This window comes from Streptosporangium sp. NPDC006007, assembly GCF_040614315.1.
In the GTDB taxonomy this organism is placed as follows: domain Bacteria; phylum Actinomycetota; class Actinomycetes; order Streptosporangiales; family Streptosporangiaceae; genus Streptosporangium.
Genome location: NZ_JBEXUG010000009.1, coordinates 27,387 through 49,905, shown reverse-complemented (window position 1 = coordinate 49,905; position 22,519 = coordinate 27,387). Strand labels below are relative to the sequence as shown.

The 22,519-nt window shown below is 74.4% G+C and carries 2 protein-coding genes; both read left to right on the top strand.

Features of this window, described 5'->3' with window-relative positions; translation table 11 throughout:
- Window positions 1–79 precede the first annotated feature (79 nt).
- Entirely contained in the window at window positions 80–22,294 is a 22,215-nt protein-coding gene (locus ABZ194_RS09905) for a non-ribosomal peptide synthase/polyketide synthase (RefSeq protein ID WP_355594329.1), read from the top strand.
- A complete protein-coding gene (locus ABZ194_RS09900; protein ID WP_355594327.1) occupies window positions 22,291–22,491 on the top strand; it encodes an MbtH family protein in 201 nt (66 codons plus the stop codon). Before ABZ194_RS09905 ends, ABZ194_RS09900 begins: the two co-directional genes overlap by 4 nt.
- Window positions 22,492–22,519 lie beyond the last annotated feature (28 nt).

Sequence of the window (22,519 nt, the reverse complement as noted above, 5' to 3'; positions counted from 1 at the left end):
TAGGTAACGCTTACCTTAGTATGTGGCGGTCGCGGCTCAGCCGAGCCGGTTCCGTCCAGCTCGGGAGGAGCGGTCACCCGTGTCCGCTAGTGAAGAAGCGATGGCGTACTGGCGTCGGCAGCTTGCCCCGCTTCCGCAGGAAACGGCTCTTCCGGTCGATTTCCCCTATCCGTCGGCGTCCGCCGGGAACCGGCGGACGCGCGCCCGCACACTCGCCGTCACCGCACCGGAGACGTCCCTGCTCACCGCGTACGTCGCGCTGCTGCACCGCTACGGCAGGTCGGGCGAGATCGGCGTCGGATATGACGGGCTACCGCTGCGGATCGGGCTGAGCGGCGAGACGGGCTTCGGTGAACTGGAACGGCGCGTGACGGACGCCTGCCGGGAGGCGCGGGCGCACCGGGTCCCGCTGTCGGCCCTGGTGGCCGAACTACGGCCGGAACCCACACGTGGCGGCGGGCTGTTCTTCAACGCCGGCTTCGGCCCCGGCTCCGCGGCGGGGGAGGCCGCCGGACCCCTGGACATGGTCCTGGAGGTCACCGCGGGGCAGGCGCGGATGACCTACCGCCCGGACCTGTTCGAGGCCGCGACCGTCGACAGGCTCCTGGGGCACTACGCGACCCTGCTGGCCGACGCTCTGGCCCGGCCGGACGTCCCCGTCGGCGATCTGGAGTTGCTGAGCGCCGGGGAACGGCACGAGATCCTCGTCGAGTGGAACGACACCGGCCACTCCGTCCCGCCGCTCACCTGGCCGGAGATGTTCGCCGAGCAGGTCCGCAGGCGGCCGGACGCCGTCGCCCTCGTGTTCGAGGACACCTCGTTCACCTACGCGGAGCTGGACGAGCGCGCCAACCGGCTGGCCCACGCGCTGATCGCGCGCGGTGCGGGCCCCGAGCGCGTGGTGGCCCTGGCCCTGCCCCGGTCGGCCGAGCTGATCGTCGCGGAGGTGGCCGTCCTGAAGTCCGGCGCCGCCTACCTGCCGGTGGACACCGACTACCCGGCCGATCGCATCGCCTACATGCTGGCCGACGCCGCCCCCGCCTGCCTGATCGCCACCGCCGACACGGCGGCCGGCATCCCCCCGCGCGCCGGGACGGAGGTGATGCTCCTCGACGCGCCGCAGACCGAGCGGGAGGTGGCGGCCCGCCCCGGCCACGATCCGGCGGAGGCCGACCGGGGGCCGCTGTCCGTCCTCAACGCGGCATATGTGATCTACACCTCCGGCTCCACCGGCCGCCCCAAGGGCGTCGTGCTGTCCCACGGCGGCGTCGCCAAACTCGTGGCCACCCAGAGCGAGCGCTTCGGCGTCGGGCCGGACAGCCGCGTCCTGCAGTTCGCCTCCCCCAGCTTCGACGTGGCCTTCTGGGACCTGTGCCTCGGCCTGCTCTCCGGGGGCCGCCTCGTCGTCGTGCCGGCCGAGCGCCGAGTGCCCGGCGCGCCGCTCGCCGACTACGCGAACGCCAACGGCGTCACCTTCATGATCCTGCCTCCGGCCCTGCTGGCCGCCATGCCGGACGACGTCCGGCTGCCGCCCGCCGCCACCTTGCTGGCCGGCACCGAACGCGTCTCGCCCGAGCTGGTCGGCCGCTACGCGCGCGGCCGGATGATGTTCAACGCCTACGGCCCGACCGAGGCGACCACCAACTCCACCCTCGGCCTGTGCGACCCCGACATCCCCTCCGGCGCCATCGTGCCCATCGGCGGCCCCGACCCGGGCACCCGGGCCTATGTGCTCGACACCCGCCTCAGGCCCGTCCCGGTGGGGGCCACGGGCGAGCTGTACCTGGGTGGTGCCGGCCTGGCACGCGGCTACCTCGGGCGGATGGGCCTGACCGCCGAGCGGTTCGTCGCCGACCCCTTCGGCGCACCGGGGGAACGCCTGTACCGCACCGGTGACCTGGTGCGCTGGAAGCCCGGCGGGCGGCTGGAGTTCCTCGGCCGCGTCGACTCCCAGGTGAAGATCCGCGGCTTCCGCATCGAGCCCGGCGAGATCGAGTCCGTGCTGCGGGGGCACCCTGCCGTGGACCAGGTCGCGGTCGTGGTCCGCGAGGACCGGCCGGGCGACCGGCGGCTGGCCGCCTACGTCGTCCCGTCGCTGAACGCCGAGGCGGGCCGCGACGAGACCGAGCGGGTGCAGGAGTGGAAGGCTCTTCACGAACTGCTCTACTCCGCCGCCGGCTCCGAGGGCCTCCGGGAGAACTTCGCGGGCTGGAACAGCATGTACGACGGCCTGCCCATCCCGGTGGAGGAGATGCGGGAGTGGCGGGACGCCACGATCGGCCTCATCGACGAGTCGCGGCCGCGCCGGGTGCTGGAGATCGGCGTCGGCAGCGGACTCATCCTCTCCCGCGTCGCGCCCGATTGTGAGAGCTACTGGGGCACGGACGTCTCCGAGGAGGCGGTACGGGCGTTGCGCGCCCAAACCGGCGCGGTGGCGGGGCCGGTCGGCCGGGTGGAACTGCGCGCCCAGCCCGCGCACGACGTCACCGGGCTGCCCAGGGGCTTCTTCGACACGGTCGTCGTCAACTCCGTCGCCCAGTACTTCCCGAGCGCCGAGTACCTGAAGGATGTGCTGCGCGAGGCCGGGGCGCTCCTGGCCCCCGGTGGCAGCGTTTTCGTCGGCGACGTGCGCAACCTGCGCCTGCTGCGCTGCCTGCGGGCGGCCGTCGAGACCCGGCGCGGCGCCGACCCGCAGGACAAACAGGCCCTGCGGGCGGCCGTCGAGCGGTCCGTGGCGTGGGAGGGCGAGCTGCTGCTCGACCCCGACTTCTTCGCGACACTGGAGGACTTCGAGGCCGACATCCACGTCAAGCGGGGCTCTTTCCACAACGAGCTGACCCGCTACCGCTACGACGTGGTGCTGCGCAAGCGGGCCACCACCACGCCGGACGGCGACGGGACACCGGCCCCGACCGGCGCGGAGGAGATCGGCTGGGCCGACCTCGGCGGCCTGGGCGCGCTCGGCGCGCGCCTGGCCGGCCGTCCCGCCCGGCTCCGGGTCACCGGTGTGCCCAACGCCCGGCTCACCGAGGACCTCACCGCGCTGTGCGCCCTGGAGGACAGCAGCCGTCCCGCCCCGGCCGACGACACCGACCCCGAGACGCTGCACGCGCTCGGCGCCCGGCACGGCTACCGCGTGGCCGTCACCTGGAACGGTCACGCCGACGACGGCCGCCTCGACGTGCTCTTCGCCACCGGGGACGCGCCGCTAGCCGTCCCCTACCGCCCGGCCGGCGGTTTCGCGCACGCCAACCGGCCCGCCCCGTTCCGGGACGTCACCGCCCTGATGAGGACCCTGCGCTCGCACACGGCGGAACGACTGCCCGAGTACATGGTCCCCTCCGCCTTCGTCCCCCTCGACCGGCTCCCGGTCACCCCGAGCGGCAAACTCGACAGCGTCGCGCTCCCGGCCCCCGACCACGCGGCACTCAGCTCGGGCCGCGCGCCGCGCGACGCCCGCGAAGAGCTGCTGTGCGCGCTGTACGCCGAGGTGCTGGGCCTGGAGTCGGTCTCCATCGACGACGACTTCTTCGCCCTCGGCGGCGACAGCATCATCGCCATCCAACTGCTCATCCGGGCGCGTAAGGCCGGGGTGCGGCTCACCTCACGGGAGGTCTTCCGGCATCGTACGGTCGCCGCGCTGGCGGAGATCGCACCGGAGCGCACCGAGGCCCGGGACGCCGAGCGCGACCTCCCGCTGGTGCGGCTTCCGGAGGCCGAGCTCGCCGAGATCCAGGGCGATCACCCGGTCACCGTCGAGGACCTGCTGCCGCTCAGCCCGCTCCAGGAGGGCTTCTTCTTCCACTCCCTCCTGGACGGCCCGGACGGTGACGCCTACGTCGTCCAGCAGGTCATCGAGCTGGCCGGCCCGGTTGACGGTGAGAGCCTGCGCCGTGCCGCCCAGGGCCTCCTGGACCGGCACGCCCCGCTGCGCGCCTGCTTCCGCCAGCGCCCGGACGGCCGGCCCGTGCAGATCGTCGCCGACCGGCCGGCCCTGCCCTGGCGCGAGGTGGACCTGTCCACGCGGGACGCCGGGGAGCGGCGGCCGCTCATCGACGCCGTCGCGACCGACGAGCGCGCCCGCCGCTTCGACCTGGCCCGGCCACCGCTGGTGCGATGCGCGCTGGTGCGGCTCGGGCACGAGCGCGCCCTTCTGATGCTGACGTTCCATCACATCGTGGCGGACGGCTGGTCGCTGCCGGTGCTGCACCGCGAGCTGATGGCCTCCTACGGGACCGCCTCCACCGTGCTGCCCGAGCCGGCCCCCTACCGCGACTATCTGCGCCGCCTGTCCGCGGCGGACCGTGACGCCGCCCGCGCGGCCTGGCGGACCGCGCTCGGCGGGCTGGACGAGCCGACCCGTCTGGTCGGCGTTCCGGCGGACGGCACGCCGCTCCAGCCCCAGCAGGTCCGCGTGGAGCTGCCCGAGCGCGTCACCGCCCGGCTCGCGGCCCGCGCGAGGGAACACGGGGTCACCCTCGGCACGGTCGTCCAGAGCGCCTGGGGCCTGCTTCTCGGGCGGCTGACCGGCCGCCAGGACGTGATCTTCGGCACCACCGTCTCCGGTCGCGACGCCGAGGTCGACGGCATCGAGTCCATGGTCGGCCTGTTCATCAACACCCTGCCGACCCGCTTCCGGTGGCAGCCCGCCGACACCCTCGCCGATCTGATGGGCCGGCTCCAGGAGGAGCAGGCCGGACTCCTGGACCACCAGCATCTCGGCCTCGCCGAACTCCAGCGCGTCGCCGGGCTCGCGGGCGGCGGCGAACTCTTCGACACCCTCGTCGTCTTCGAGAACTACCCGTCCGGCACCGGCCTCGCCGACCCCTCCGGCACGGTACGGATCACCGGCCACGAGTTCCACGACGCCGTCCACTACCCCCTCGCCCTGATCGTCAAGCCGGGCCGCCGGCTCGACCTGCGCCTGAAGCACCACGCCCGGCGGCTGGACGGCGAGGCCGTCCAGCGGATCGCCGACCGGCTGGTCCGAATCCTGCGGGCCCTGGCCGACGACCCCGGGCAGGTCGCGGCCCGCGTCGAGGTGTTGTCCGGCGAAGAACTGACGCGAGCGCAGCCGGCGGGGGAGGAACGGGACGTCCCCGAGACCACCCTGGCCGCCCTCTTCGAGGCCCAGGTGGCCCGTACCCCACGGGCCACGGCGGTCGTCTACGACGGTGAGAGCCTCACCTATGAGGAACTGGACGCCCGCGCCGAGGCCCTGGCCCGCCGCCTGCGAGCCCGGGGCGCGGGCCCGGAGCGGATCGTCGCGGTCCTCGTGCCGCGTTCGGCGGAACTGATGGTGGCCCTGCTCGGCGTGCTGAAGTCCGGCGCGGCCTACCTGCCGGTCGACGTGGATTACCCGGCCGACCGCGTCGCCTACATGCTCACCGACTCCGGCGCGAGAACGGTGGTGACGACCGCCGCCACGGCCGCGCTGCTGCCCGAGGCCGACGGGCCTGTCCCGCTCGTCATCGACACCCCGGACACCCCGGACTCTCCGGGCGGCGGCGACCGGGGCACCGGCCCCGTCCCGGTGCCCGCCCGCCCGGACGGTCCGGCGTACCTGATCTACACCTCCGGCTCGACCGGCCGCCCCAAGGGGGTCGTCGTCACCCACCGCGCCATCGTCAACCGGCTGGCGTGGATGCAGGGCGAGTACGGGCTGCGCGCCGACGACCGGGTGCTGCAGAAGACACCGTCCAGCTTCGACGTGAGCGTCTGGGAGTTCTTCTGGGCGCTGTGCGAGGGCGCCGCCGTGGTGCTCGCCAGGCCCGACGGCCACCGCGACCCGTCGTATCTGGCCGCGCTCATCCGCGAGCAGCGCGTCACCACCATGCATTTCGTGCCGTCGATGCTGGAAGCCTTCCTCCAGGCCGACGAGATCACCGACGACCCGTCCTGGGCCGCCTCGCTACGCCGTGTCTTCAGCAGCGGCGAGGCGCTGCCCGCCGCCGCCGCCGCACGCTGGCGGGCGCTCACCGCTGTGCCGCTGCACAACCTGTACGGGCCCACCGAGGCCGCCGTCGACGTCACCCACCACGCCTGCGACGGCTCGGCGGACACCACCGTCCCCATCGGCCGCCCGGTGTGGAACACCGGGCTGCGGGTGCTGGACTCCTGCCTGCGCCCCGTACCGGCCGATGTGCCCGGCGAGCTGTACCTGACCGGCGTGCAACTCGCCCGGGGCTACCACGCCCGGCCCGGCCTGACCGGCGAGCGGTTCGTGGCCGACCCCCACGGACCGGCCGGTGGCCGTATGTACCGCACCGGAGACCTGGTGCGCCGCCGCGAGGACGGAATCGTCGAGTATCTGGGCCGCACCGATCGGCAAATCAAGCTGCGCGGCAACCGCGTCGAACCCGGCGAGATCGAGGCCGCCCTGGCTGCTCTGCCCTCCGTCGCCCGGGCCGCGGTGACCGTCCACGGGCCGGCGCTCGTCGCGTACGTCATCCCCGCCGGCGGCGAGCCTCGCCCCCTTGACACCGCCGCGCTGCAGGCCGCCCTCGCCGGTGTGCTGCCCGCGCCCTTGGTGCCCGGGGCGTACGTGGTGCTCGACGCCCTGCCGCTGAGCCCCAGCGGCAAACTCGACCGCAACGCGCTCCCCGCGCCCCCGGTGGCGCGGGCCGGGGCGCGCGCCCCGCGCGACGAACGCGAGCGTGCCCTCACCGAGATCTTCGCCGCCGTGCTGAGACTCGACGAGGCCGGCGTCGACGACGACTTCTTCATGCTCGGCGGCGACAGCATCACCTCGATCGGCGTCTCCAGCCGTGCCCGCCGGGCTGGCCTGGACCTGAGTCCCCGCGACGTCTTCGAGCACCGCACTCCCGCCGCCCTGGCCGCCGCGGCCACGGCCACCGCCGTGGCCGCGCCCCGTGATCTGAGCGCCACCTTCGCGCTGACCGAGGAGGAGACCGAGCGGGTCCGCCGCCTCGGCGGCTCCGTGGAGGACATCTGGCCGCTGGCGCCGCTCCAGGAAGGCCTGTTCTTCCACTCCACCTACGACGACGGCGTCCTGGACGTCTACACCGTCCACGAGTCCTTCGACTTCGCCACCCGCCTCGACGCCGGCCGTCTGCGCGCCGCCACCACGGCGCTGCTGGCCCGTAACCCCAGCCTGCGCGCCGGCTTCACCAGCGACGGCCTGCGCCGGCCGGTGCAGTTCATCGTCGGCGACCCGGAGGCACCGCTCGAAGAGATCGACCTGTCCGGGCTGCCCGCCGCCGGACAGGACGCGCGGCTGCGCGAGCTGATGGACGCCGAGCGGACCCGCAGGTTCGACCTGGCCCGGCCGCCGCTCTTCCGGATGCTGCTGATCCGCCTCGGCGAGGCCCGCGGCGACCGGCTCGTCATCGGCCGGCACCTGCTGCTGTGGGACGGCTGGTCCGCCTGGCTCTTCCTCGACCAGCTCTTCGCGCTCTACGAGACGGGCGGCGACGGACGTGAACTGCCACGCCCCGGCTCCTACCGCGACTACCTGACCTGGCTGGAGGCCCAGGACACCGGGATCGCCACCCGCGCCTGGCGCGCCGCCCTCGGCGGGCTGGACGAGCCCACCCTGCTCGCCGCCGCCGGCCCGGGCCCGGAACCGGTCATCCCGGAGAGCCTGGAGGCCCTCCTCCCCGCCGACCTGGGGGAGCGGCTGCGCGACACCACCCGCCGGCACGGCCTGACCCTCAACACGGTGCTCACCACCGCCTGGGGCCTGGTGCTGGCCAGCGCCACCGGCAGCACCGACGTCGTCTTCGGCACGACGGTCGCGGGCCGGCCGAGCGAGGTGCCGGACGTCGAGAACGTCATCGGCATGTTCCTCAACACCGTCCCCGCACGCATCGCCTTCGCCCCGGCCGAGCCGGTACTGGACCTGCTGCGGCGAGTCCAGCGCGAGCGGCTGGCCCTGATGCCGTACGAGTATCTGGGCCTGGGCGTCCTGCAGGCCGAGAGCGGCCACCGGCAGCTTTTCGACACCCTCTTCGTGCTGCGCAACAGCGACACCGAGGAGCGGCTGGCCGAGCTCTCCGGCCGCCACGGCGCCACCGCCGTGGCCAACGTCGACGCCACCCACTATCCGGTCAACCTCATCGTGACGCCGGGAGAGCGGATCCGGGTCACCCTCGCCCACCGGCCCGACGTCATCGCCCGCCCCCGCGCCCAGGCTTTGCTGGACCGTTTCACCCTCCTGCTGGAGCGGCTGACACACGACCTGGCCGCGCCCGCGGGCAGCCTGGACCCGCTGCTGCCCGCCGAACACGCCGCGCTGGAACGGGAACGGGCCGCAAGCCGCGTGCCCGTCCCGCAGGAGACCGTCGCCGACCTGCTCGCCGCCCAGGCGGCCCGCACCCCCGAGGCGACCGCGCTCGTCTTCGGCGGCCAGAGCGTCACCTACGCCGACATGGACGCCCGCGTCAACCGCATGGCGCGGCTACTGCTCGCGCGGGGCGCGGCGCCGGAGAAGGTCGTCGCACTCGGCCTGCCGCGCTCCATCGACATGGTCGTCGCGCTCTTCGCCGTACTGCGCACCGGCGCCGCCTACCTGCCGCTGGAACTGGACCACCCGGACGACCGGCTCACGACGACGCTCGCCGACGCCCGGCCGGTGCTGCTGCTGTGCACCGCCGCCGTCTCCGCGCGGCTGGAGCACGGTGTCCCGGACCTGCCTCGCGTCGCGCTCGACGACCCGGCGGTGATCGGGCGACTGGCCCGGCTCCCCGGTGACCCGGTCACCGAGGCCGACCGTCCTCGTTTCAGCCTGGAGCACCCGGCGTACATCGTCTACACCTCCGGATCCACCGGGCGCCCCAAGGGCGTCGTCACGCCCTACCGCGGCCTGACCAACATGCAGCTCAACCACCAAAAGGAGATCTTCGCCCCGGCCGTCGCCTCCGCCGGCGACCGCCGGCTGCGCATCGCGCACACGGTCTCCTTCGCCTTCGACATGTCGTGGGAGGAGCTGCTCTGGCTGGTCGAGGGGCACGAGGTGCACATCTGCGACGAGGAGCTGCGGCGCGACGCCGAAGCCCTGGTCGCCTACTGCGAGGCCCACCGCGTCGACGTCGTCAACGTCACCCCCACCTACGCCCACCTGCTGATCGAGGAGGGGCTGCTCCAAGGGCACCGCCCGCCGCTGGTGCTGCTCGGCGGCGAGGCGGTGTCGGAGACGGTCTGGAACCGGCTCCGCGACACCGAGGGCACCTATGGCTACAACCTCTACGGCCCCACCGAGTACACCATCAACACCCTCGGCGGCGGTACGGACGACAGCCCCACCCCCACCGTCGGCCGCCCCATCCGCGGCACCCGCGCCCACATCCTGGACGCCTGGCTGCGACCGCTCCCCGACGGCGTCCCCGGCGAGCTGTACATCGCCGGAGTCGGCCTGGCCCGCGGCTACCTCGACCGGCCGGGCCTGAGCGCCGAACGGTTCGTCGCCGACCCGTACGGCGAGCCCGGCGAGCGCATGTACCGCACCGGAGACCTGGTGCGCCGCCGCGCCGACGGCAACCTGGACTTCCTCGGCCGCACCGACGACCAGGTCAAGATCCGGGGCTACCGGGTGGAACCGGGTGAGGTCGAGACCGCGCTCACCCGGCATCCCCAGGTCGCCCAGGCCGCCGTCATCGCCCGCGACGACGTCTCCGCCCCCGGCACCCGGCGCCTCGTCGGTTACGTCGTGCCCGCCGAACCGACGGGCGAGGAGCGGGAGTCCGCCGAGCGGGAGCGGATCGGCGAGTGGCAGAAGATCTACTCCGACGAGTACGAGCAGATCGGCACCGCCGTCCTCGCCGAGGACTTCGCCGGGTGGGACAGCAGCTATGACGGCCGGCCCATCCCGCTGGAGCAGATGCGCGAGTGGCGCGAGCAGACCGTCGCCCGCATCCGGGAACTGCGCCCGCGCCGGATCCTGGAGATCGGCGTCGGCTCCGGGCTGCTGCTGTCGCGCCTGGCGCCCGAGGCGGAGGCGTACTGGGCGACGGACTTCGCCGCCCCCGTGATCCGCAAGATCGCGGAGGACCTGCGCCGCGTCCCCGAACTGGCCGCCAAGGTCGAGCTGCGCTGCCAGGCCGCCCACGTGACCGAAGGGCTGCCCACCGGCTACTTCGACACGATCGTCATCAACTCCGTCATCCAGTACCTCCCGAGCGTCGACCACCTGACCGAGGTCATCGGGAGCGCCATGCGGCTGCTGGCGCCGGGCGGCGCCCTGTTCGTCGGCGACGTACGGAACCTGAGGCGGGCACGCTCCTTCCACACCGGCGTCCAGCTCACCCGCGCGGGGGAGGACGCCGACCCCGAGCACGTCCGCAGGGCCGTCGAGCGGAGCCTCGCGCTGGAGAAGGAACTCCTCGTCGACCCCGACTACTTCACCACCCTGGGCTTCGGCGTCGACCTGCGCACCAAGCGCGGACATCACCACAACGAGCTCACCCGTCACCGCTACGACGTCGTCCTCCACCACGGCGAGCCCGATGTCGGCCTCGGTGGCGAACCGGTGCTGGCATGGGCCGACGTCGCCGCCCGGCCGGGCGGCGAACCGGCGGCGGAGGGTGTCGGCGGCCTCGCCCGGCACCTGCGCGAGCGGCGGCCCGAGCGGCTGCGGGTGAACGGCGTCCCCGACGCGCGTGCCGCCACGGAGCGGGGAGCCGCACCGGCCGGGGGAGCCGGGGGAGTGGATCCCGAGGCGCTGCACGCGCTCGCGGCCGAGGAGGGCTACCGGCTGCTCACCACCTGGTCGCGCGAGCCGGGCGGCTACGACGCCGTCTTCGTGCGGGGCGAGTTCCGGACCACCTCGGGCCTCTACCTGCCGGGCGGCGGTACGGCCCCGTACGCCAACGTCCCGATGGCGGCGCGCGGCGCGAGTGGCCTGATACGGCGCCTGCGGGAGGACCTCCGGCGGCAACTGCCCGACTACATGGTCCCGGCCGCGTTCGTCATCCTCGACCGGCTGCCCATGAACGACAACGGCAAGCTCGACGTGCGGATGCTGCCCGACGCCGAACCGGCCGTGCCGCTCACCGGTGGACGCGGGCCGCGTACCCCTCGCGAAGAGGTGCTCTGCCGCCTCTTCGCCGAGGTTCTGGGCCTGCCCGAGGTCGGCGCCGAGGACGGTTTCTTCGACCTCGGAGGCCACTCGCTGCTCGCCACCCGGCTCATCAGCCGGGCCCGGACGGAGCTGGGCGCCGAACTCGCCATCCGCGACCTGTTCGAGGCCCCGACGCCCGCCCTGCTGGCCGGTCGCGCGGACACCGGCCGGCAGGCCCGGGCCGCCGTCGAACCTGTGGCCGACCGCCCCGAGCGCATTCCGCTCTCCCCGGCGCAGCGGCGGCTGTGGCTGGCCGAGCGGCTCAGCGGCGGCGACGCCTACCACTTCCCGCTGGTCTTCCGGCTGCGCGGCGCGCTGGACACCGGCGCGCTCCACCGGGCGCTGCGCGACGTGGCGGGCCGTCATGAGGCGCTGCGCACGGTCTTCGCCGAGCGGGAGGGCGAGCCGTACCAGTTGATCATGCCCGAGGCCGAGACCTGGCCGCGCCTCACCGTCGAGGACTGCCCGCGGGAGGAGCTGGACGCCCGGATCGGCGCCGCCGTCGGCCGCCCGTTCGACCTGGGCACCGAACTCCCGCTACGGGCCGCGGTGTTCCGGGTGGCCCCGGACGACCACGTGGTGGCGATCGTGCTGCACCACATCACCACCGACGAGTGGTCCGACCGGCCGTTCCTCACCGACCTGGGCACCGCCTACCGGGCCCGCCGCGAGGGCCGGGCGCCGCACTGGACGCCGCTGCCGGTGCAGTACGCCGACTACACCATCTGGCAGCGGCGGCTCCTCGGTGAGCCGGCCGACCCCGGTGGCGAGGGCACGCGGCAGCTCGCCTTCTGGACCGGGACGCTGACCGGCCTGCCGGAGGAGATTCCGCTGCCGCTCGACCGGCCCCGCCCCGCCGAGCCGACCGGCCGCGGCGGCATGGTACGCGCGGAGCTGCCCACGGACACCGCCCGAGCCCTGCGCGCCATGTGCGCCGAGACCGGCACCAGCATGTTCATGCTTCTTCAGGCCGCGGTCGCCGCCCTGCTGCACCGGATGGGGGCGGGCACCGACATCCCCCTGGGCGCGCCGATCGCCGGTCGCACCGACAGCGCCCTGGACGACCTGGTCGGCTTCTTCGTCAATACCCTGGTGCTGCGCGCCGACCTGTCCGGCGACCCGACGTTCACCGAGCTGCTGAACCGGGTCAGGGACGCCGACCTGGCGGCCTTCGAGCACCAGGACCTGCCCTTCGAGCGGGTGGTGGAAGCGGTCAACCCGCCGCGCGTGCCGGGCCGCAACCCGCTGTTCCAGGTCATGCTGGGCTACCACTACCGCCCCGACGGCGATCCGCAGGTGCTCGGCCTGCCCACCGAGTGGTGGCCGACCCGGATCCAGACCGCCAAGTTCGACCTGGACTTCACCTTCGTCGACCACGTCGGCGAGGACCGCGTCATCCTGCTGCTGGAGTACGCCGCCGACCTCGCCGACCCGGAGACCGCCCGGGCGATGGCCGAGCGCACCGTGGCCCTGCTGGGCCGGCTGAGCGCCGACCCGGACCGGCCGATCAGCCAGGTGCCCGTACTGACCGACGAGGAGCGCCGGGCGTCCCTGAGCACCTGGAACGACACCGCGCGGCCGGTGGAACGGCGCACGGTCCCCGAGCTGTTCGCCGAAGCCGCCCGGACCCGGAGCGACCGGACTGCCCTGGTCGCCGACGGTCGCCGGCTGACCTTCGCCGAACTGTCCGCCAGGGTCGAGGGCATCGCGCGACTGCTGCTGCGGCGCGGGGTGACCGCCGGGAGCGTGGTCGGCCTGGCCCTTCCCCGCGCCGAGATGGTGCCGGCGATCCTCGGGGTGCTCACCGCGGGCGCCGCCTACCTTCCGCTCGATCCCGGCCATCCGGCCGAACGGCTGAAGTACATGATCGACGACGCGGCGCCGGCCTGCGTGCTCACCACTGAGGCCGCCGCCCCCGCGCTTCCCGCCGGGCGGGCCGAAACCCTGCCGCTGGACGACCCCCGGATCGCCGCCGAGCTGGAGAACCACCCCGGCGACGGCTCGCCCGCCCGCATGCCGCCACCGGCCGGCCGGCGATCCTCCGCCGCCCGCGCAATGCCGTCCGACGCCGCGTACATCATCTACACCTCTGGCTCCACCGGCAGGCCCAAGGGCGTGATCGGCACGTATCGCGGGCTGAGCAACCTGTTCGGCTCGCACCGCGAGGACCTCATCGACCCGGCCCGCCGCGCGGCGGGCCGCGAGACGCTGCGCGCCGTGCACGCCGCGTCCTTCGGCTTCGACGGCTCGTGGGAGCCTCTGCTGTGGCTGCTCGCCGGACACGAGCTGCACGTCGTCGGCGAGACCACCATGACCGACCCGGCCGCGCTACTGGCCTACCTGGCCGACGAGCGGATCGACTTCGTCGACCTCACCCCGACCTACCTGCAGGAACTGGTCCACCACGGGTTCCTCGACCCCGGCCGCCACCGGCCGGGGGTCATCGCGGTGGGCGGCGAGGCCACCCCCGCCCCGCTGTGGGAGCGGCTGTGCGCGCTGCCCGGCACGGTGGTCCACGACCTGTACGGACCGACCGAGTGCGCCGTCGACGCCTACGGCTGGCACGGCGGCGGCCCGGACCGGCGCCCCTGGGCGGCACCGCTGGCCAACACCCGCGCCCACGTGCTGGACACCGCGCTGCGCCCGGTCCCCGCCGGGGTGCCCGGCGAGCTCTACCTGGCCGGTGAGGGCCTGGCCCGCGGATACCTGGGCCGCCCCGGGCTGACCGCCGAACGGTTCGTCGCCGACCCGTTCGGCGCACCCGGCAGCCGCATGTACCGGACCGGCGACCTGGTGCGGCGCCGTGCCGACGGCACCCTTTCGTTCCTCGGCCGGGCCGACGACCAGGTGAAACTGCGCGGCTTCCGCATCGAGCTCGGCGAGATCGAGGCGGTGCTGCGCGCTCACCCCGGCGTGGCACAGGCCGCCGTGGCGATCCGCGAGGACACTCCCGGCGTGCGCCGCCTCGTGGCCTACCTGGTCCCCGTGTCCGGCCAGGGCCCGCCCCTCCCGTCCGGATCCGGCACGGCCGCCCCGCCCGGCCGTGGCACGGACCCCGCCGAGCTGCGGGCACACGCCGCCTCCGCGCTGCCCGAGCACATGGTCCCGACGGCCTTCGTGTGGCTCCCCGCCCTGCCGAGGTCGGTCAGCGGCAAGCTGGACCGTCGCGCGCTGCCCGCCCCCGACCCGGCGGCCGTCACGTCCGGGCGCCGTCCCCGCAACGCCCGTGAAGAGATCCTGCGCGAGCTGTTCGCCGCCGTGCTGGGAGCGGAACGGGTGGGTGTCGACGACGACTTCTTCGCCCTCGGCGGCCACTCCCTGCTGGCGATGCGGCTGGTCAGCCGTGTCCGCACGGCGCTGGGCGCCGAGATCACCCTCCGCGCGGTCTTCGAGGCCCCCACGGTGGCCCGGCTCGCCGAGCGGCTGCGGGAGGGACGGGGCGGCAGGCCCGCCCTCGCCCCGGCGGTCCGGGCGGAGTACCCGCCGCTCTCCTTCGCCCAGCGGCGGCTGTGGGTGCTGTACCGGCTGGAGGGCCCGAGCGCCACCTACAACATCCCGATGGCCTGGCGGTTGTCGGGCCCGCTGGACCCGGACGCCCTGGACGCCGCCGTGCGGGACCTGGTGGTCCGGCACGAGAGCCTGCGCACGGTCTTCCCCGAGCGGGACGGCCACCCCCACCAGCTCGTCCTCGACCCGGACCGGGTCCGCGTCGTCACCCGCACCGAACGGGTCACCGAGGACGAGCTCTCCGGGCGGCTGGCCGAGGCGGCCGGCCACGGCTTCGAACTCGACCGCGAACCGCCGCTGCGAGCCCGGGTCTTCCAGGTGGCGCCGCAGGAGCACGTACTGCTGCTGGTGGTCCACCACATCGCCGGTGACGAGTGGTCGGACCGGCCCCTGCTGCGCGACCTCACCACCGCCTACCAGGCCCGCCGCGAGGGCCGGGCACCGCGGTGGGAGCCGCTGCCGCTCCAGTACGCCGACTACGCCCTCTGGCACCGCGACGTGCTCGGAGACGGCGACGACCCGGACAGCCAGCAGGCGCGCCAGCTCGCCTTCTGGCGGCGGACCCTGGCGGGGCTGCCCGAGGAGCTGACGCTCCCGGCGGACCGGCCCCGGCCCCGGGAGAGCAGCCACCGCGGCGGGGCGGTCGGCCTGTCGCTCGGCCCCGAACTGGAGAGCGGCCTGCGCCGGCTCGCCCGCGCTCACGGCGTCAGCATGTTCATGGTGGCGCAGGCGGCCGTGGCCACGCTGCTGCACAGGCTGGGAGCGGGTGAGGACATCCCGCTCGGCGCGCCGATCTCCGGCCGTACCGACGAGAGACTGGAGGACCTGGTCGGGTTCTTCGTCAACTCCCTGGTGCTGCGCGCCGACCTGTCCGGCGCGCCGACCTTCGGTGAACTGCTGGAGCGGGTGCGCGAGGCGGACCTGGCCGCCTACGAGCACCAGGACCTGCCGTTCGAGCGGCTGGTGGAGGCGATCAACCCGGCCCGTTCACTGGCCAGGCACCCGCTGTTCCAGGTGATGGTCGTCTACCTTGCCGACCAGGGCGCCCTCCCCGCCTTCCCGGGGCTGACCGCGCGGCCCGAACCGCTCGGCCAGGAGACCGCCAAGTTCGACCTGAGCTTCGACTTCGTCGAACAGGGCGACGGCAACGGCATCCAGGGCTGGATCGAATACAGCGCCGACCTGTTCGACCACGACACGGTCGAGCAGGTCGCCCGGCGGCTGGTGCGGTTGCTGGAGCAGGTGGTGGCCGATCCCGGCCTCCAGGTGCGCCACCTGGAGGTGCTGGACGAGCGGGAACACCGGCTGGTCGTCGATGAGTGGAACGACACCGCGCGAGCGGTGGAGGCGACCACCCTGCCGGAGCTGTTCCGCGCCCAGGCGGCGCGGACGCCGGACGCGCTCGCCCTGGTCTTCGATGACGAGCGCCTGACGTACGCGGAGCTGGACGCCCGCGCCGAGCGCGCGGCGCGGGCGCTGGCCGGCATGGGGGCCGGTCCCGGGCACACGGTGGCGGTGGCGCTGCCGCGCTCCGTCGAGCTGGTGGTCGCACTGCTGGCGGTGCACCGGGCGGGCGCGGCGTACCTGCCGCTGGACGCGGACCACCCGCGGGAGCGCGTCGCGTTCACGCTGCGGGACGCCCGCCCGCTCTGCGTGCTGCGCGACGGGCTGCCGGACGGCCCGCCGGGAGAGCTGCCCGGGTCCTACGACCCGCGGCACCCGGCGTATGTGATCTACACCTCCGGATCCACCGGCCGGCCGAAGGGCGTGGTGGTGCCGCACGAGGGCATCGTCAACCGCCTGCTGTGGATGCAGGACGCCTACGGCCTGACCGGCGAGGACCGGGTGCTGCAGAAGACGCCGTCCAGCTTCGACGTGTCGGTGTGGGAGTTCTTCTGGCCGCTGATCACCGGGGCGACGCTGGTGGTGGCCAGGCCTGAGGGCCACAAGGACCCGGCGTACCTGGCCGGGCTGATCCGCGACGAGCGGGTCACCACGGCGCACTTCGTGCCGTCGATGCTGCGGGCCTTCCTGGAGGAGCCGGGCGCCGCGCGGTGCCCGGGGCTGCGCCGGGTCATGTGCAGCGGTGAGGCCCTGCCCGCCGACCTCGCCTCCCGCCTCCACTCCGTGCTCTCCGCGGAGCTGCACAACCTGTACGGCCCGACCGAGGCGTCCGTCGACGTGACCGCCGTCCGGATACCGCCCGGAGCCGTGAGCGTCCCGATCGGACGGCCGGTGTGGAACACCAGGACGTATGTGCTGGACGCCGCGCTGCGCCCGGTGCCGCCGGGCGTGGCCGGGGAGCTGTACCTGGCGGGCGTCCAGCTCGCCCGTGGATACCTGGACCGTCCCGGGCTGACCGCCGAACGGTTCGTCGCCGACCCGTACGGCGCGCCCGGCACACGCATGTACCGCACCGGTGACCTGGCGCGGTGGGACCGCGACGGGGCGCTGGAGTTCCTCGGCCGGGCCGACGACCAGGTCAAGATCCGGGGCTTCCGGATCGAGCCCGGGGAGATCGAGGAGGTGCTGTCCCGCCACGAGGCGGTGGCGCACGCCACGGTGGTCGCCCGTGAGCGGCGGCTGGTCGCCTACGTCGTCCCGGCGCCCGGCCGGGCGGCCCCCGGCGTGGCGGCCCTGCGCGGCCACGTCGCCGCCGCGCTGCCCGAGTACATGGTCCCGGCGGCCTTCGTCGTCCTGGACGCCCTTCCGGTCACCCCGAACGGCAAGCTCGACCGCGGCGCCCTGCCCGCGGCCGACTTCGCCGCCGAGGTGACCGGCACCCTCCCGCGCACCCCGCGCGAGGAGCTGCTGTGCGAGCTGTTCGCCGCCGCCCTGGGCCTCGGGCGCGTCGGCGCCGAGGACGACTTCTTCACTCTCGGCGGCGACAGCATCGTCGCCATGCAGTTGGTCAGCCGGGCCCGGGCGGCCGGTCTGGTGATCAGTCCCCGGGACGTCTTCCGGCACAAGACGGTCGCCGCGCTGGCCGCCGTCGCCGATGTGCCGGACGCCACGGACGGCGAAGCCTCCTCCACCGCGCTCATCACGCTCACCGAGGACGAGCGCGCCGAACCGCCCGCCGTGGGCGCCGCCGAGATCCTGCCGCTGACGTCGCTCCAGGCGGGCCTGTTGTTCCACGCCTCCTTCGATTCCGGCGACGACGCGCCGGACGTCTACACGGTCCAGGTGTCCTACGACATCGACGGCCCGCTGGACGCCGCCCGGCTGCGCGAGGCCGGGCAGTCCCTGCTCGACCGGCACGACAACCTCCGCGCCGGCTTCCACTATCTGTCCTCCGGCCGTCCGGTGGCCGTCATACCGCGCACGGTCGCCCTGCCCTGGCGTCAGGTGGACCTCTCGGAGCTGGACGAGGCGGCCCGGGAAGCCCGGTGGACCTCCTACCTCGCCCAGGAGCGACGCCGTTTCACACCGGCCGAGCCGCCCCTGCTGCGGCTGATGCTGGTCCGCCTGGAGCCCGGCCGCCACCGTCTGGCGCTGTCGCACCAGCACCTGCTGCTGGACGGCTGGTCGCTGCCGCTGCTGATGGGCGAGCTGTCCGAGCTGTACGCCCGCGGGGCGGACCCCTCCGGACTGCCGGCCCCGATCCCGTACCGCGACCACCTCGCCTGGCTCGCGCGGCAGGACGCCGAAACCTCCGCGGCCGCCTGGGCCGAGGCCCTGGACGGCCTGGACGGGCCCACCCACCTGGTGGCCGCCGACCCGAACCGGGTACCGGTCGTACCCGAGACGCACACCACGCACCTGACCCGGGAGCTGACCGAGGCCCTGACGGCCCTCGCCCGCTCCCACGGCCTGACCGTCAACACCCTGGTCCAGGGGGCCTGGGGCATCCTGCTGTCCCGGCTCACCGGCCGCGACGACGTGGTCTTCGGCGCGACCGTCTCCGGGCGACCCCCGGAGCTGAACGGCGTCGAGTCGATGATCGGCCTGTTCATCAACACGGTCCCGGTCCGCGTCCGCGTCCGCGACGGCGAGCCCCTGTCGGCGTTCCTCCGCCGCCTCCAGGACGAGCAGTCCCGGCTTATCGCCCACCAGCACCACGGCTTGGCCGACATCCAGCGCCGGGCCGGGCTGGGAGAGCTCTTCGACACACTCGTCGTGTTCGAGTCCTACCCCGACGCCGGGGGGCCCGGCCTCGGGGCCGGCGACGGCCTGCGCACCGCCGTACGCGACCACCAGGACTCGACCCACTACCCGTTCACCTGGGCGGTCGAGCCCGCCGGCACCCTCGTCCTGACCGCCGAGTACCGGCCCGACCTGTTCGACCGCGCGGCGGCCAGGCGGATGGCCGACTCGATGGTCCGGCTCTTCGAGGCGATGACGGCCGACGCCGGACAACCCCTCGGCCGGGTCGACATCCTCGGTCCCGCCGGCCGCCGCACCATCCTGGAGAGCTGGAACGACACCGCCCTGCCCGCCGTCCCCGGTTCGCCCGCCACCGTCCCGGAGCTCTTCGAGGCCCAGGCCGCCGCCACCCCGGACGCCGTCGCGGTCGTCTCGGGCACGGTCAGCTGGACCTTCGCCGAGCTCAACGAGCGGGCCAACCGGCTCGCGCGCCTGCTCGCCGAGCACGGCGCGGGACCGGAGCGGATCGTCGCCCTGTCGCTGCCGCGCTCGGCGGACTTCATGCTCGCGATCCTCGCCGTGCTGAAGTCGGGCGCCGCCTACCTGCCCATCGACGCGGACCTGCCCGCCGAGCGGGTGCTCGGCATGCTCGGCGACGCCCGGCCCCGGCTGGTCCTGACCGGCGCGGAGCCCGCCGCCGCCCTGGCCGGCGGCGGCGTGCCGCTGCTGCGGCTCGGCACGCCCGAGACCGCCGAACGGCTGGCCGTCCAGCCCGGGAACGACCTCACCACCGCCCCGGACCCGCGGCACCCGGCCTACGTCATCTACACCTCCGGCTCCACGGGACGGCCCAAGGGCGTGGTGGTCTGCCACCGCGGTGTCGTCAACCTCTTCCACAGCCACCGCCGCACGCTCCACGACCCGGCCAAACGCGCCACCGGCCGCCGCCACCTGCGCGTCGGCCACGCCTGGTCGTTCTCCTTCGACGCCTCATGGCAGCCGCAGCTGTGGCTGCTGGACGGGCACGCGCTGCACATCGTGGACGACGAGACGCGCCGCGACCCCGAACTGCTGGCCGCGGTCATCCGCGAGCAGAGGCTGGACTTCATCGAGGTCACACCCTCGTTCTTCGCGCAGATGGCCGACATCGGCCTGGTCGAGGACGGCGAGTGCCCGCTCGCCGTGGTCGGCGTCGGCGGTGAGGCGGTGCCGGACCTGCTCTGGAGCCGCCTGGCCGGCCTGCGTTCCACCGAGGCGTTCAACCTCTACGGTCCCACCGAGGCCACCGTGGACGCCCTGGTCGCCCGGGTCCGGGACAGCGACTCCCCACTGGTCGGCCGCCCGGTCGGCGACACCCGCGCCTACGTGCTCGACACCGGCCTGAGGCCTGTCCCCCCGGGCGTCACCGGGGAGCTGTACCTCGCCGGCGCGGGCCTGGCCCGCGGCTACCTCGGCCGCCCGGACCTGACCGCCGAGCGGTTCGTCGCCGACCCGCACGGGCACCTGTTCGGTGAGGCCGGCGCCCGGATGTACCGCACCGGCGACCTGGCCCGCTGGGACGCCGACGGGCGGCTGGAGTACGGCGGACGCGCCGACGACCAGGTCAAGATCCGCGGGTTCCGCGTCGAACCGGCCGAGGTCGAGGCCGTGCTGGACCGGCACGGGGCCGTCGCCCAGGTCGTGGTCGTCGCCCGCGAGGACCGGCCCCGGGTCAGGCAACTGGTCGCCTACGTGGTTCCGGCCGAGGGCGCGGAGCCCCCGGCCCCGGCCGCCCTGCGCGCCCTCGCCGCCGCCGCCCTGCCCGACTACATGGTCCCGGCGGCGGTGGTGATCCTGGACGAGCTGCCGCTGCTGCCCAACGGCAAGCTCGACCGCAAGGCGTTGCCGGCGCCGGACTTCGCGTCCGCCGCCGGTGGGCGCGCGCCCACCGGCGACGTCGAGCGCGCCCTCGGCGCGATCTTCGCCGAGGTGCTCGGCCTGCCCGGGATCGGTGCCGACGACGACTTCTTCGCCCTCGGCGGTGACAGCATCGTCGCGATGCGGGTGGTGAGCCGGATCCGCGCGGCGGGCCTGAGGATCACGCCGCGTCAGATCTTCCGGCACCGCACGGTCGCGGCCCTTGCCGCCGTCGCCGGCACACCGGGCCCGGACGCCGGGAACCCGGTAGCCGGCGACGGCACCGGCACGGTCCCGCTGACTCCGATCATGCACGCCCTGCGCGAGCGCGGCGGCCCGATCCGGGGCTACCACCAGGCAGCGCTGCTGCAGACCCCCGCGACCATGGACGAGGCCGGGCTCAGGTCCGTGCTCCAGGCCGTCGTGGACCGCCACGACATGTTGCGGGCCCGCCTGGAGCGGACCCGGGGAGACAGCGCCGGGCAGTGGTCGCTGCGGGTGCCCGTCCCGGGCACGGTGGACGTGGCGTCCCGGCTCGTCCGGGTCGACACGGCCGCGACCGGCGAGACGGCGCTCCGTGAGGTCATCGCCGATCACGCCCGCGCGGCCCGAGCCCGCCTCGACCCGGACACGGGAGACATGCTGCGGGCGGTCTGGTTCGACGCGGGCGGGGACCGGCCCGGACGGCTGCTGCTGCTGATCCATCACCTGGCGGTGGACGGCGTGTCCTGGCGCGTCCTGCTGCCCGACCTCGCCGCCGCCTGGCAGGACGTCGCCGCCGGCAGGACCGTGACGCCGGCGCCGGTCGGCCTGTCGTTCCGCCGCTGGTCGCACCTGCTCGGCGAGCGCGCCAAGGACCCGGCCCGCGAGGACGAGTTGCCACTGTGGACCTCGATCCTGGAGGGCGGCGACCCGCTCCCTCTGGCGCGGGCCCTCGACCCGGAGCGGGATGTGGCCGCCACCTCGCGGCAACTGTCCCTCACCCTGCCCGCCGACCGTACGGCGCCGCTGCTGGGGCGGGTGCCGGCCGCCTTCGGAGCGACCGTCAACGACGTGCTGCTGACCGCACTGGCGCTGGCCGTCGCCGACTGGCGGCGTCGCCGGACGGACGGGCCGAGCCCCGGCACCTCGGTGCTGGCGGACCTGGAGGGTCACGGCCGCAATGGGGAGCTGGCGGGCGACGCGGACCTGTCGCGCACGGTCGGCTGGTTCACCAGCGTTGTCCCGGTCCGCCTGGACCCGGGCGCCGTGGACCTGGCCGACGCGCTCGCCGGCGGGCCCGCGCTCGACGAGGCGCTGGCCCGGATCAGGGAGCATCTGGCCTCCCTGCCGGCGGCGGGCATCGGCCACGGTCTGCTGCGGTACCTGAATCCGGTGACCGGGCCGGAACTGGCCCGCCTTCCGGAGCCGCGGATCCAGTTCAACTACCTGGGCCGCTTCGGCGTCCCGGAGGCGACCGACTGGTCGTGGGCGGCCGAGGCGGAGGCCGCGGAGGCGGGCGACGATCCGGAGACGCCGATGTCCCACGCCCTGGCCGTCAACTGCCTGACCGAGGACCGGCCCGGAGGACCGGAGTTCGTCGCCTCCTGGTCCTTCGCCTCGGGGGTGCTGACCGAGGAGGCGGTCGGCGACCTGGCCGAGACCTGGTTCCGGGTGTTGGAAGCCCTGGTGGACCGCGCGCGAGCGCTGGCCGCCCCCCTACACACAACAGAGGAGAATCCGGCATGAGCAACCCGTTCGACAACCCCGAGGGCGTCTACTCCGTCCTGGTCAACGGCGAGGGACAGCACAGTCTCTGGCCCGACTTCGCCGAGGTCCCGGCCGGCTGGACCGTCGTCCACGGCCCCGGCGGCCGCCAGGAGTGCCTGGAGTACATCGAGGCCAACTGGACCGACATGCGTCCCAAGAGCCTCATCGAGTCTTAGCCGTCACCGCGCGCGTTGAAGAAGGGGC

Excerpts from the sequence above, each read along its gene's own strand:
- ABZ194_RS09900 (WP_355594327.1), top strand. The coding sequence starts at position 22,291 with ATGAGCAACCCGTTCGACAACCCCGAGGGCGTCTACTCCGTCCTGGTC.